Genomic DNA, 11,646 nt, shown 5'->3' with positions numbered 1-11,646 from the left:
CTTGGGGCTTTTCCTTGGCGGTTTCGGGGATGATGATGCCACCCTTGGTCTTCTCTTCGCCATCAAGGCGACGGACCACGACGCGGTCATGCAGCGGACGGAACTTCATGGTTCTGTCTTCCTCTAAGAAGGTAGAAACGGAACGCGCGGCCTGCGTGGAAACGCTGCCGGCATCTGTTAGCAGTCTCGAGGATCGAGTGCTAACGGATGCCGCGGAGATAGGCTCGCCCCCCGGATGAGTCAAGGAAGCTTCTCGGCGGAAAGTGAATCGAAATTGCGGCGCGGCAAGCGGGGCGTCGCAAGACAGGGCATGGCAAGAGGGATGCTGCGCAATCCCATGCGAYGCGCTATCCTGTTGGAATGACCGAGCCCGTGCCCGATCCCCGGCTTGACGACATCGCCCGTTCCTGCGTCGCCTTGCACGTTCGAATGACTGCACGCGCCGTCACGCGCGCCTATGACGAGGCGATGCGGCCGAGCGGGCTGAAGATCACCCAGTTCGTCCTGCTCTCGGCGCTCAGCACCGGCGCCTTCCGATCCGTGACCGAGCTGGCCGAGCGTTTTGCGCTGGAACGCACCTCGCTCACCCGCAACCTGCAATTGCTCGCCGCGGAGGCGCTGATCGAACCGCTGGAGTGCAAGGGGAGGGCCCTGGTCTATGCCGTGACCGACAAGGGCCGCGCGGCGATCGAGGCCGCGATCCCTTACTGGCAGGCGGCGCAGGAGCGCATCGAGGGCGGGCTCGGCCGGGAACGATGGAACGAGACCCGCGATGGCCTGCGGGCCTTGCGGCGGGTTGCCCGCGGCGCGACCTGAACGCTGTCTCGGGTGGAAGCAGGCCTTGACCGTGCGCGGCTTCTCAGTAACGTGTATCTGCACGTTAATCGAGGGCTGTCCATGTCGCGAAAGATCGGCGTCGTCTCACGCGAAGTCTTGCTGGCCGAAGACGGTGTGTCCTTCCTGCGTGGCATGATGGAGGGGCGACATCCCGGCGCGCCCTTCGCCGATGCCATGGATTTCGATCTCGCGGAGGTCGAGGAGGGGCGGGTGGTGTTCGTCGGCAAGCCGTCGGCGCGCTACTTCAATCCGCTTGGCACGATCCATGGCGGCTGGACCGCGACGATCCTCGATTCAGCCATGGCCTGTGCGGCGCACGCGACGCTGAAGGCCGGGGAGGGCTACACGACGCTCGAGATGAAGATCAACTATGTCCGCCCGGTGATGCCGGGTGGCGGGATCGTACGGTGCGAAGGCAAGCTGATCCATCGCGGCGGCACGATCGCGACGACCGAAGGCAGGCTCACCGACGAGCGCGGCAAGCTGCTCGCGCATGGCACCGAAACCTGCATGATCTTTCCGGTCGGCGTTGCGGCAGGCCGCTGAAGTGGCGTCGTCCAGCGGTTCGTGACTAGGATACGCGCCGATGCCCCGGGGCGGAGTTGTCCATGCAATTCGCAGCGTTCCAGGATCTCGCGGTCGACGCAGCTTTTCAGTCATTCGCTGAGCCGCTGAGGACGCCGCTGCTCCGGCTGCGTCAGCTTATCCTCGACACAGGCGCCCGGACGACCGGGCTCGGCGGACTCGTCGAAACCCTGAAATGGGGCGAGCCTGCCTATTTCCCTGTGAAACAGCGTGTGGGGACGACCGTAAGGGTCGCTGCGTTGAAGGGATCGAGCAAGCACTACGCGATGTATGTCCATTGCCAGACGACACTGGTCGAGACCTTCGCGCGTCACTACCCCGACACCTTTCGCTTCGAAGGCAGCCGCGCCCTCGTCTACCGGGAGGAGGAGGAGATTCCTGTCGGGCCGCTCGAACACTGCATCGGGCTCGCGCTGACCTACCATCGCTGGCGCTAGGGCTGGGCGCGATAGGCACTCGGACTGGCCCCCATCACCTGCCGGAAGCGGCGATTGAAGGTCGAGAGATCGCCGAAGCCTGCATCGAACGCGATGTTCGCGATCGTCAGGTCGGACCGGCGAAGCATCGTCGCGGCACGGTGCATCCGTGTCCGCAGCAGGAACTGATGCGGCGTCATGCCGATGAGCGTCCGGAAAGTTCGCAGAAAATGATAGCGGCTCATCGCCGCCTCGCGGGCGAGACCGGCGAGCGTCAACGGCTGCTCGCTTTCAGCTTCTATCAGCCGCAATGCTCTGGTGACCCGGCGCGCGTCCTGGGCGCTGGGGGCGACCGCCGCCGGGGGCTCGCCATTCTGCAGGGCTGCGACAGCGCCAGCAAGCCGAACCGCGATCTCCTCGAGCTGGTTTGCATCGCAGCGCGCGGCCTCCGCTACTGCCGCGAGCCGGGACGATGCCAGCGACGGTGGCAGGCAGGCCCGCGCAAATTCGAACCGCTTGGCTGCCGGCACGCCGGCTACGATGTCTTCCAGGTGTTCGGGCTCGAACTGGAAGGCGAGGCAGCGATCGCCGATAGCGTGTTCGTGGCCGCATTCGAAGCACGTGCCTCGATTTCCGAGCAGGATCGCGCCCGGCGCGAGCACGGCGGTTCCGAGTGAAGAGCGATACTGAAAGCTGCCCGCGGTGACGACAGCGATGCAGCAATGCTCATGCCGTTCCTCGAAGGCAGGATCGGACGGGCCCGCCGTGCAGACGATGTCACGCACCCGCCAGCCCGGGCCGGATGCCAGAAGTTGCGACGTCGCGGTCATCTTAATTCAGCAATTTTTCCCAAGCGCAAAGCGGTGAGAGCAGCCTAACTCGGGGCACATTGCACAGCACTGGAGCCTGAACATGGCAGTGGCCATCACCGCTTTGAAGGAGGTACTCCATGCCGGCGGGCCCGCTCCCGATCGGGTCGAGCAGATGGGTCTCTACAGCTGGCTCATCGGGGCATGGGCGATGGATGCCGTGATGCATGCCGATGATGGCACTCGGCACGAAGGCAAGGGTGAGATCTGTTTCGGTTGGGTGCTGGGCGGACGGGCGATCCAGGATGTCTGGATCCTGCCCGGCTTCTTCCACGGCACGACGCTGAGGGTCTACGACCCCGCGCTCGACGCCTGGCATATCCTCTGGAGCGACCCGCTCAAGCAGTATTACACGCGTCAGCTCGGTCGGGCCGAGGGGCCAGATATCGTCCAGCACGGCAAGCTGGAGGACGGCACGGCGATCCGGTGGCGCTTTACCGAGATCACACCGAACGCTTTCCGCTGGCTCGGAGACCTTTCATCCGATGACGGAAAGACCTGGCGCCTGCAGGCCGATTTCCGCGCCCGGCGCCTCGCCACCTGAAGCCCCCTGAGGAGAACCACCATGCTTGACCATGTCTCGATTGGCGTTCGCGAGATCGCTCGCGCAAAGCGCTTCTACGACGCGTCGCTCAGTGCCCTCGGCTACCGCTGCCTGAGCCATGACGACAATTCGCTGGGCTATGGCGGCGATGCGGTCGCATTCTGGATCGGCAGGGCCCAGGCTCCTGTCCCGCCGGATCCGGGCTCGAACCTGCACTTCTGCTTCGCGGCCCCCAGTCGGGCGAGCGTCGACGCCTTTCATGCGGCAGCGATGAAGGCGGGCGGCAAGGACAATGGCGTGCCAGGGCTGCGGGCGGATTACGGGCCGAACTATTACGCGGCCTTCGCAATCGATCCCGACGGCTATCGGATCGAGGCCTATTGTGGGCAGCCGGATGGCTGATGGATCACGGCGCCTGCCAGGGCGCTACCGCCTCCTTCAGTGCGTCGTGGGAAGATTCCGCGCGGACCATTCGCTGCGGGGAACCGCATCGCCGACCAGGAACTCGAAACCGGCAACCTTGCTGCGATCGGGCGTGGTCTCGCATCTGAACCTGAGCCTGTACCATTGCTGCTTGCTGCGGAAGGCGGCGCCGTCGGCCTGCAGCATTCCCGCCGAGAATCTGGTGTCCGCCATGGCGTAGGCGACAACCCTGTCCGGCTGGAACTCTGCTTTCCATGCCTGGATCTGGCTCATCGCTTCGAGGTTGCATAATTGCTCGATGCGCTCTGAGGGATCCAGGTGGGTCAGGGCTTCCCGCGCCTGCCGGCTGCGCGGTTCGGCAAGGACCTTGCCGGATAGCGTTCGTCTTGCTCGGATCATGACGGGCGCCGCAACGACAGGAGGGGTATTGGGCCGGGGCTGCGGAGGAGACTGCGGCGCTGCGGCAGTGATCTCTGGCGGTGCAGGCTTCGGAGCCTCGGGAACGGGCTCCTGCTGCCTTGGTTCGGCCACGGCTTCGGCCTGTTGCTGCGTGACCAACTCGACCTCGATGCTGTCCTCCGGGGCCGGTGTCAACGGCTCGATACTGGGGAGCCAGATCAAAGCCCCCAAAAGACCGACATGCAGACCGAGCGAGCCGATGGCGCCATGGGCTTGCGATCCGTGACGCGGATGTCGGAAGAACCTCATGGATCACAGCGCTGCCGCGATGAAGAACGCACTCAACCGCGGGCCCCTCCGCGTGCTGTTCGGACGGCTGCAGAAGTCGCAATCAATCGGGCGCTTTTGCGGCAGCGGCTCGATTGTCGGACGGGATATCGCATCCGGCGGGATGATCTGATCGTCCGTGTTTGCATTGGCCTTCCCGAAAGCCGAAATCCAGCCTTCGGGCCGATGCTCTAGCGTCTGCTGACCGCAACGGCGCCGGCGACGATCAAGACGGCGCCCGCATAGGTGGTCCAGAGCGGAATTTCGCCGAAGAAGGCAAACCCGAGCAGGCTCGCCCAGACAAGCGCCGTGTACTCGATTGGCGCGAGCCGCGACGCGGCTGCGCGAGCAAAGGCGGAGGTCAGCATGAGATGGCCGGCGACGCCGAGCAGGCCGGCGCTGAGATAGGCAAGCAGGTCCTTGCCGGTCATGGGCACGAAGGCGAGCCAGGCAGGAATGGCGAGGCAGAGCGCCGGCCCGCAATTCTGGAAGGCGACGATGACGGCCGGATGTTCCTTCACGGCGATCCGTCGCAGCAGGATCAGATTGAACGCATAGGACACTGCTGAGAACAGGGCTGCGGCGACGCCGAGCTCCGCTCCGGTGACGCCGCCCTGCAGCCTGGGCCAGACCATGACGAGCATGCCGAGCAGGCCGAAGCCGAGGGCCTGGAGAATGCGCCCGTCGAGCCGTTCCTTGAGCAAAAATCCGCCGAGCAGGGCGACGAAGACCGGCGCGAGGAAGGACAGGGTAAGCGCCTCCGCCAGAGGCAGCACCGAGATGGAATAGAAAAAGCTGCCGGCGGTGAGCACTACGAGCGGCACGCGCACGACATTGCCGATCAGGCTGCTGCGGGTCGGGAAGGCCGGGCGCACCGCCGCAAGCACGATGAGGGCGCAAAGGCCGCCTGCGGCAAAGCGCATGAACAGGGTGACGATGAAGGGATGGTGCTGCATCTGCGCCTTGATCACCGCGTCCATTGCGGTGAGCAGGGCGATGCCGAAGACGGCTCGGAGCGCTGTGCCTGCGGTCATTCCGGTTGGCCGGTGAGGCGCTTGCGGAAATGATACTCCCAGCTGAAGGAGATATCGCCGAGATAGCGCTGCCCCGGCCAGCGGACGAAGCCGAGCTTCTCGTAGAAGCGATGGCCGCGTGCAAAGCGCGCGTCGGACCACAGGATCATCTCTGCATGGTTGCCGGCTTCCGCGAAGCGCAGCGCCTCTGCAAAGAGCACCTGCGCAAGGCCGGCGCCGCGCCAGGCGGGAGAAACGTAGACCTTCGCAAGCTCGGCGGCATTCTGTTCGKGAACTGGAAAGATGCCGAGCGACCCGGCGATCCCGCCATCAGGCGCCTCTGCGATCCAGAGCCGGCCGCCCTTGGCCGCGAAATGGCTCGCCGGCCTCCGCAACTCCGGAAACTCCGACCAGTCGAAATGGCAATCGGGATATTCGGCGAAGCTCGCGGCGATCAGGGCGGCGAGCGGTTCTGAATCATCGTCGCGCGCGGCGCGAAGCGGCGGGAGGCTTGCGGTCATGCCGCAGCGATGCAGGCCAATCCGGATTGGCGCAAGGGGGAGGCGCAACCGCTGCGCGCATGCCGTTCAGCTCAGCAATGCACATGCCGCATCGGCGGTMTGTTTCGGCGCTGCTGCGCCGGTCGCTCGACACCAGCGGAATCCGGAACGCGAATGGCCAGATATTCGACGCGCTTCCGCTTGGAAATGCACGAGCGGACGGTTAGGGCAGTTGTATATCGATGATGTGGTTGCCGTGTGAGTCGCGCGGCAGCTTCGTGCTGGCGCCATGACCGGGATCATATGACTGTTCTCGTGCCCTTCATCATCAATGCCGGGCTGAATTTCGTCCTCGGTCTGCTCATCGCCTATTTTCTCGGGCCCGCGGCTTTTGGACTCTACGCCATTGGCGCGGCCATCGTCGTGCTGGTGAACACCGCGCTGCTCGACTGGCTGAGGGTCTCCGCGATCCGCTTCTACTCCTTGGCGGCGCGCGAGAAGCAGCCGGAGATCCGCGCGACACTGGATATCCTGGCGGCCGGCATCAGCATTGCCCTGTCCGGCCTGCTGATCGCGGCGATCGTGGCAGGCATCGATTTCCGCCTGCCGGCGATGCTGCTTGCGGCTGCCGTGCTCGGCGGCATCGGGGCTGGGCTGTTCGACTATCATGGCGCGATTGCGCGGGCCCGCTTCCTCGACGCCGCCTATGCCAAGCTGATCATCGTCAAGAACGTTCTGGCGCTGATCCTGATGGTTGGCGGAGCCTGGATCACGCATGATCCCGCCATTGTTCTGCTTGGCGGCCTGATCAGCGTGGTGGTGGCGCTGCTTCTCGTCCGGCGGGCGCTGGCCGATGCGCCGCTTTCRCTGTCGGCGGCCGACAAAGCCGTCGCCTGGAGCTTCTTCATCTATTCCCTGCCGCTGATCGGCAGCAATGCGGTCTACTCGCTGATCCCGCTGATCAACCGCTCCCTGCTCGCCGGCGCCCATGGCTTTGCCGAGGCCGGCTATTTCTCCCTGGCCTCGGATATGGGGCTGAAGCTCTTCGGCACGCTCGCCTCGACCCTGGAGATCGTGCTCCTGCGAGAGGTCATTCGCCTCGACGAGACGCGCGGGCGACGGGCGGMACTGCGTCGTATCGCGGAGAACGTCGTCGTGGTCTTGATGGTGGCGCTCCCCGCTGCCGCCGGACTGTGGCTTGTCCTCCCCGCCTTTGAACGGCTTCTGGTTCCGCCGAGCTTTCACGGTCATTTCTCGGCCTATATGTCGATCCTGATCCCCGGGTTCGTGGCTTTGACGATCTCGCAGGCGGCCTTCATCCCGGTCTTTCTTCTGGACAAGCGCACCCGCATCGCGCCCATGGCAACGGGCCTCGGCCTGGCCTGCAATCTGCTGCTGGTGCTCACTCCCCTCGGAGCGGCGGGACCGCAGCGTTACGCCTATGCGCAGGCAAGTGCTTTCATTGTCGCGCTCGGGGTGACTGCGGCTGCGGCACTCCGTTCGCTGCCGATCTGGCCGCCACTGCGAGATTGCGCCTGCGTGCTCCTCGCCGTGCTGTCGATGGTTGCTGCAACCTGGCCGCTGTCCGGCCGTTTCGCGGCCCCCATCGAACTCGTGCTCCAAGTCGGCGTGGGGGCGCTCGTCTATGCGGTTGTCATCCTGGGTTGCGACGTGATGCGGAGCCGCTCCCGGCTTTCCTTGTGGTGGGTMATGCGCAAAAGCCGCGCGGCCCGATGAGATGGCAAGGTTTGCCCGATAGCCCGGCGCCTGCCGAAGAGCTCTGCACGGTCACCCGAAACGCTTCGTTCACTCTCTCTCTAGGCGGGTTGCTAAGGTTAATTCGCTGAAGTCACGCGATTGCTGGCGGAAACGCTGACGAAGCGGCAGCGATTCACCATTCCTTTGAGGGCGGCTCCCCAGGCTCTTCGCAGCTTGCTGAAGAGAGTTGCGTCATGCGTCCCGTCCTGTTCGTTCCGCTCGCGATCCTGTCCGGGATGTGCGCCACCAACGGCCCCGTCTCCGCGCAGAGCTACGGGCGCCCAGCCGATCCTCTGGTGACCGGCTCTACCGCGCGTGGCAACTACGGTGGCGGCTTCATCGAGATGCTGATGACCGGTCGGGACYCGACGCCCCAGGGCCGGGGCGGGGCGGTCTATAATCGGCCGGGCGGCTACTCCGCCTATGGCCAGCGCGTCGTACCCGGGCAGGGCTATGGCGCCGATCCGTTCGAGCAGGCATCCGAGCCGCGGGCTCCGGGGCGCCGCATGGCCGCGCTCGGTGAGCCCATGCAGATGCAACGGCCGATCGAGCGCGTGCTCGATCCGCGTTTCCAGAAGCAGGAAGTCGCCTATGACGGCCCGCACAAACCGGGCACCATCGTCATCGACACGCCGCGGAAGTTTCTTTTTCTCGTCCAGCCTGGTGGCCGCGCCTTGCGCTATGGCATCGGCGTTGGGCGACCAGGTTTCGAATGGGCTGGCATGAAGGCTGTGACGCGCAAGGCGGAATGGCCGAGCTGGACGCCGCCGGCCGAGATGCTGAAACGCCGCCCGGATCTGCCGCGCTTCATGTCCGGCGGGCCCGAGAATCCGATGGGCGCGCGCGCGCTCTATCTCGGGTCGTCGCTCTATCGCATCCACGGCACGAACGAGCCGCACACGATCGGTCAAGCCGTTTCCTCGGGCTGCATCCGGATGACCAATGACGATGTGACGGACCTCTATGGCCGGGTGCGGGTCGGCGCAAAGGTGCTGGTGATCTGAGGCGGCTCACCACCTGCGCAGCCGTCACGAGCTTCCGATGAAAATGCCGGTCGCAAGGACCAGCAGGCCACCGAGCACGATCTGGACGATCGCCGATGTGAACGGCGTCTCCATATAGCGCCAGCGGACCCAGGCGATCACGATCAACTCGATCGCCACGATGATGCCGGCGATGGCCGTGGCGGTCCAGAAATCGGGGATGAGGAAGGGCAGGGTATGGCCGAGCCCGCCGACCGTGGTCGCGACGCCGCAGGCAGCACCACGCACCCAGGGATGCCCCCGTCCCGTGATGGTCCCGTCATCCGAGAGAGCTTCKGTGAGGCCCATGCTGATGCCCGCGCCGACCGATGCGGCGAGGCCGACCTGGAAGGCATTCCAGGAATCATGGGTCGCGAAGGCGRCCGCGAATATCGGCGCGAGCGTCGAAACCGTCGATCAATCCGGCAAGCCCTGGCTGAACGATCTGCAGCACGAACAGGCGATGACGGGTCTGGTCTTCCTCGGCGGTCGCATCCGAGGTCAGGATGGTTTCGCCGAGGCGCTGCGCCAGGCTTTGATGCGATTTCTCGGCTTCGGAAAGGTCAGCCAGCAGTTTGCGCGTCTCGACGTCATGCGCCCGTTGCGCTGCACGAGCGTAGAAGCCCGAGGCTTCCTCTTCCATCAGCGCCGCTTGCGTCCGGGCGGTGTCGAGTCGCAGCCCGTCCATCAGCCAGACCGGGTTGCGCTTCAGGAACCCCTTCACATCCTGGCGGGTGATGTAGGGCAGTTCCTTGCCGAAGCGCCGCTCATAGAGCGAAAGCAGGCTGTGGCGATGACTTTGCTCTTCCGCCGCCATCTCGTCGAAGACCTCGGCGGAATGCGGGTAGATCGGCCGAAGGCGATTGGCGAGGGAAAGGTAGATTCGGGAATCCTCTTCCTCATTGGCGATCGCGAGCGCGAGGATCTCGGCCTCGTCCAGATCGTCGATGCGTTTCATGATCACCTCTTAGATTAGAATTATTCTAATCTAAGAGGTGCGCGCCGGGTTGGGAAGGCCCCCAACGAAAACGGCCCGCCGGAGGGCGAGCCGTTGTTGGTACGGGTGGACGCAGCCGGAATCAGGCCCAGTCGCCGCCATCATCGATGGGGTCGTCGTCCTGGCCGGGTTCATAGGGCTCGTCGTAGCTGGCCTGATCGTAGGTTGCCTGGTCGGAAGCACCCTGATCATAGGCCGCCTGCTGGTTGTCGGCGGTGCCGGCATCCTTTTCAGCCGTATCGGCCGGTTTGCTGGCGTCGGCCGCCTTGCTGGCATCTGCCGTCTCCGCGGCTTTTGCCTCGCCGCCCTTGCCGCCGCCAAAGGCGTTGGTCAGGACATTGCCGAGCATCATGCCGCCAGCGACGCCGGCTGCCGTCGTCAGCGCTGAGGCCATGAAGCCACCGCCACGTCCGGGCGCCTGGGCCTGCTGGTTCGCCCAGGGGCCCGCCTGCTGCTGGCCTTGCGGGCCGCCGAAAGCCTGACCGGGGGCTGGCTGCTGCTGCGGTTGCTGACCGGTCCAGGCGGCCGATGGGGCCTGCCCTGCCGGGCGCGCCGGGAAGGCCGGCACGGAACCGCTGCGTGCCGGGGCGTCAGCTGGCCGAGATGCGCCGCCGAAGATGCCCGACAGGAAGCCGCCGGCCTGCGCCGGAGCCTCGCTCGGTCGGCTCTGCAGGTCACGAACCTGCGCCTGCAGTTCCTCGACCTGGGCCTGAAGGTTGGTCAGCGCCTGTTCCTGAACGTAGACGGCCTGCGCCATGGCATAGGGCGCATAGGGCTGCTCGCGCAGGCGCTCCGCGATGTAGCGTTCAGCCTCGGGGTCGCGGGGCTGGTTGGCCGCCTGTCTCAGGCGATCGAAAATCCCGGCGATCACGTCGCGTTCTTGCGGCGTCATCGTCATCTCCTCTCGTTTGGACGGCGCGGGTGCGCCGCCGCGTCAAGAGGTGGGGACTGCCTGTGACGCTATCAAGGCAGTGCGTCGATCAGGCATTGCCGACATTGCTGTACTGGAAGCCACGGCGGCGCATGTCGTCCGAGCGGTAGATATTGCGCAGATCGACAACGACGGGTTCGCGTAGCGCGGCCTTGACCGCGGCGAGGTCGAGCGCACGAAAAGCATCCCATTCCGTCACGATCACCAGCGCATCTGCGCCCCTGATGCAGGAATAGGCGTCACTCGCATAGGAGATTCCGGGCAGCAGAGGCTTGGCCGCATCCATGCTCTCGGGATCATAGGCAACGATCTCGGCCCCGGCATCCTGGAGCGCGGTGATGATCGCGATCGAGGGCGCTTCGCGCATGTCGTCGGTGTTCGGCTTGAAGGCGAGGCCAAGGATGGCGATTCGCTTGCCGCGCACCGAACCACCGCAGGCGGCGAGCACCTTGCGGGCCATGGCGCGCTTGCGCTGGTCATTGACGGCGACGACGGTCTCGACGATCCGCAGCGGAGCAGCGAGGTCCTGCGCCGTCTTCATCAAGGCCAGCGTATCTTTCGGAAAGCAGGAGCCGCCATAGCCGGGGCCGGCATGCAGGAACTTCGCGCCGACGGCCTCGCAGAGGTCGGCCATTTCATTGATGAAGGTGATCTTGGTCGCGAGATAGGCGTTGGCGGCGTATTTGATCAGCTCGGAGGTTCGGCGCGAGGTGAAGAGAAGGGGCGCGGCATTGAGATAGAGCGGCCGGTAGATGTCCTCCATCACGGCGCGCCCGCGTGCATCGTCGGTGCCGATCACGATCCGGTCCGGACGCTTGAAGTCGCTGATCGCGGCGCCCTCGCGCAGGAATTCCGGGTTCGAGACCACAGCGAAATCGGCCTCCGGTCGGCTCTCCCGCATGATCCGCTCAACCTCGTCGCCGGTGCCGACCGGAACGGTCGACTTGGTGACGACGACGGTGAAGCCTTCAAGCTCGGCCACGACGTCGCGAGCGGCCTGATAGACGTCGCGAGCGGCCTGATAG

At 65.3% G+C, this 11,646-nt stretch carries 13 protein-coding genes and 2 pseudogenes; 7 read left to right on the top strand and 8 right to left on the bottom strand.

What is annotated here, in order from left to right; translation table 11 throughout:
- Positions 1-109 (bottom strand): annotated as a pseudogene (locus tag AC1DJT_RS27300) (co-chaperone GroES); the annotation flags it as partial.
- A gap of 320 nt (positions 110-429) precedes the next feature.
- On the opposite strand from AC1DJT_RS27300, the gene AC1DJT_RS27295 reads away from it, so the two are divergent.
- The 3 genes from AC1DJT_RS27295 (at position 430) to AC1DJT_RS27285 (ending at position 1,859) form a co-directional block, all read left to right on the top strand.
- Entirely contained in the window at positions 430-816 is a 387-nt protein-coding gene (locus tag AC1DJT_RS27295) for a MarR family winged helix-turn-helix transcriptional regulator (protein WP_176733255.1), read from the top strand.
- Positions 817-897: 81 nt separating this feature from the next.
- Positions 898-1,383 (top strand): PaaI family thioesterase, encoded by a 486-nt coding sequence (locus AC1DJT_RS27290; protein WP_441489049.1) that lies wholly within the window; start codon positions 898-900, stop codon positions 1,381-1,383.
- 62 nt (positions 1,384-1,445) lie between these two features.
- Positions 1,446-1,859, top strand: a complete 414-nt coding sequence (locus tag AC1DJT_RS27285; RefSeq protein WP_476768579.1) for a DUF1801 domain-containing protein — start codon at positions 1,446-1,448, stop codon at positions 1,857-1,859.
- Here AC1DJT_RS27285 and AC1DJT_RS27280 read toward each other — a convergent pair.
- On the bottom strand, positions 1,856-2,668 hold the full coding sequence (locus tag AC1DJT_RS27280) for a helix-turn-helix transcriptional regulator (protein ID WP_441489051.1): 813 nt from the start codon (positions 2,666-2,668) through the stop codon (positions 1,856-1,858). The two genes, AC1DJT_RS27285 and AC1DJT_RS27280, sit on opposite strands and share 4 nt — an antisense overlap.
- Before the next feature lie 82 nt (positions 2,669-2,750).
- Between AC1DJT_RS27280 and AC1DJT_RS27275 the strand changes: the two genes are divergently transcribed.
- Together AC1DJT_RS27275 and AC1DJT_RS27270 are read left to right on the top strand one after the other, a co-directional pair.
- Positions 2,751-3,251, top strand: a complete 501-nt coding sequence (locus AC1DJT_RS27275; protein ID WP_441508629.1) for a hypothetical protein — start codon at positions 2,751-2,753, stop codon at positions 3,249-3,251.
- Between the two features lie 21 nt (positions 3,252-3,272).
- A complete protein-coding gene (locus AC1DJT_RS27270) occupies positions 3,273-3,653 on the top strand; it encodes a VOC family protein (RefSeq protein WP_441489053.1) in 381 nt (126 codons plus the stop codon).
- Positions 3,654-3,689: 36 nt separating this feature from the next.
- Here AC1DJT_RS27270 and AC1DJT_RS27265 read toward each other — a convergent pair whose 3' ends face one another.
- The 3 genes from AC1DJT_RS27265 to AC1DJT_RS27255 all read right to left on the bottom strand — a co-directional run bounded on the left by AC1DJT_RS27265 (position 3,690) and on the right by AC1DJT_RS27255 (position 5,934).
- Complete coding sequence (locus AC1DJT_RS27265) at positions 3,690-4,382, bottom strand: DUF930 domain-containing protein (RefSeq protein WP_441508628.1); 693 nt, start codon at positions 4,380-4,382, stop codon at positions 3,690-3,692.
- Positions 4,383-4,591: 209 nt separating this feature from the next.
- Positions 4,592-5,434 carry a DMT family transporter gene (locus AC1DJT_RS27260; RefSeq protein WP_441508627.1) on the bottom strand — a complete coding sequence of 281 codons (843 nt, stop codon included), beginning with the start codon at positions 5,432-5,434 and terminating at the stop codon, positions 4,592-4,594.
- Positions 5,431-5,934 (bottom strand): N-acetyltransferase family protein, encoded by a 504-nt coding sequence (locus tag AC1DJT_RS27255; RefSeq protein WP_476835268.1) that lies wholly within the window; start codon positions 5,932-5,934, stop codon positions 5,431-5,433. Before AC1DJT_RS27255 ends, AC1DJT_RS27260 begins: the two co-directional genes overlap by 4 nt.
- 282 nt (positions 5,935-6,216) lie before the next feature.
- Between AC1DJT_RS27255 and AC1DJT_RS27250 the strand changes: the two genes are divergently transcribed.
- On the top strand, positions 6,217-7,650 hold the full coding sequence (locus AC1DJT_RS27250) for a lipopolysaccharide biosynthesis protein (RefSeq protein ID WP_476835267.1): 1,434 nt from the start codon (positions 6,217-6,219) through the stop codon (positions 7,648-7,650).
- A gap of 215 nt (positions 7,651-7,865) precedes the next feature.
- Positions 7,866-8,675 carry a L,D-transpeptidase gene (locus AC1DJT_RS27245; protein ID WP_476835266.1) on the top strand — a complete coding sequence of 270 codons (810 nt, stop codon included), beginning with the start codon at positions 7,866-7,868 and terminating at the stop codon, positions 8,673-8,675.
- 24 nt (positions 8,676-8,699) lie between these two features.
- On the opposite strand, the pseudogene mbfA reads toward AC1DJT_RS27245, so the two are convergent.
- The 3 genes and pseudogenes from mbfA to AC1DJT_RS27230 all read right to left on the bottom strand — a co-directional run.
- Positions 8,700-9,651: pseudogene (mbfA, locus tag AC1DJT_RS27240) on the bottom strand (iron exporter MbfA).
- A 121-nt stretch (positions 9,652-9,772) separates the two neighbouring features.
- Positions 9,773-10,582, bottom strand: coding sequence for a DUF2076 domain-containing protein (locus AC1DJT_RS27235; protein WP_441489060.1), 810 nt, complete (start codon positions 10,580-10,582; stop codon positions 9,773-9,775).
- A gap of 88 nt (positions 10,583-10,670) precedes the next feature.
- Positions 10,671-11,646: UDP-glucose dehydrogenase family protein (locus AC1DJT_RS27230; protein WP_476835265.1), on the bottom strand; the 976-nt coding region annotated here is incomplete at its 5' end.

The sequence above is a fragment of the Allobosea sp. 05T422_2 genome, assembly GCF_056396265.1.
Note: the sequence above shows the minus strand (reverse complement) of the source record. Positions and strands in the feature narration are given on the sequence as shown.

Coding starts and splice junctions, on each gene's coding strand:
- AC1DJT_RS27295 (WP_176733255.1), top strand. CDS start 430: ATGACTGCACGCGCCGTCACGCGCGCCTATGACGAGGCGATGCGGCCG.
- AC1DJT_RS27290 (WP_441489049.1), top strand. CDS start 898: ATGTCGCGAAAGATCGGCGTCGTCTCACGCGAAGTCTTGCTGGCCGAA.
- AC1DJT_RS27285 (WP_476768579.1), top strand. CDS start 1,446: ATGCAATTCGCAGCGTTCCAGGATCTCGCGGTCGACGCAGCTTTTCAG.
- AC1DJT_RS27280 (WP_441489051.1), bottom strand. CDS start 2,668: ATGACCGCGACGTCGCAACTTCTGGCATCCGGCCCGGGCTGGCGGGTG.
- AC1DJT_RS27275 (WP_441508629.1), top strand. CDS start 2,751: ATGGCAGTGGCCATCACCGCTTTGAAGGAGGTACTCCATGCCGGCGGG.
- AC1DJT_RS27270 (WP_441489053.1), top strand. CDS start 3,273: ATGCTTGACCATGTCTCGATTGGCGTTCGCGAGATCGCTCGCGCAAAG.
- AC1DJT_RS27265 (WP_441508628.1), bottom strand. CDS start 4,382: ATGAGGTTCTTCCGACATCCGCGTCACGGATCGCAAGCCCATGGCGCC.
- AC1DJT_RS27260 (WP_441508627.1), bottom strand. CDS start 5,434: ATGACCGCAGGCACAGCGCTCCGAGCCGTCTTCGGCATCGCCCTGCTC.
- AC1DJT_RS27235 (WP_441489060.1), bottom strand. CDS start 10,582: ATGACGCCGCAAGAACGCGACGTGATCGCCGGGATTTTCGATCGCCTG.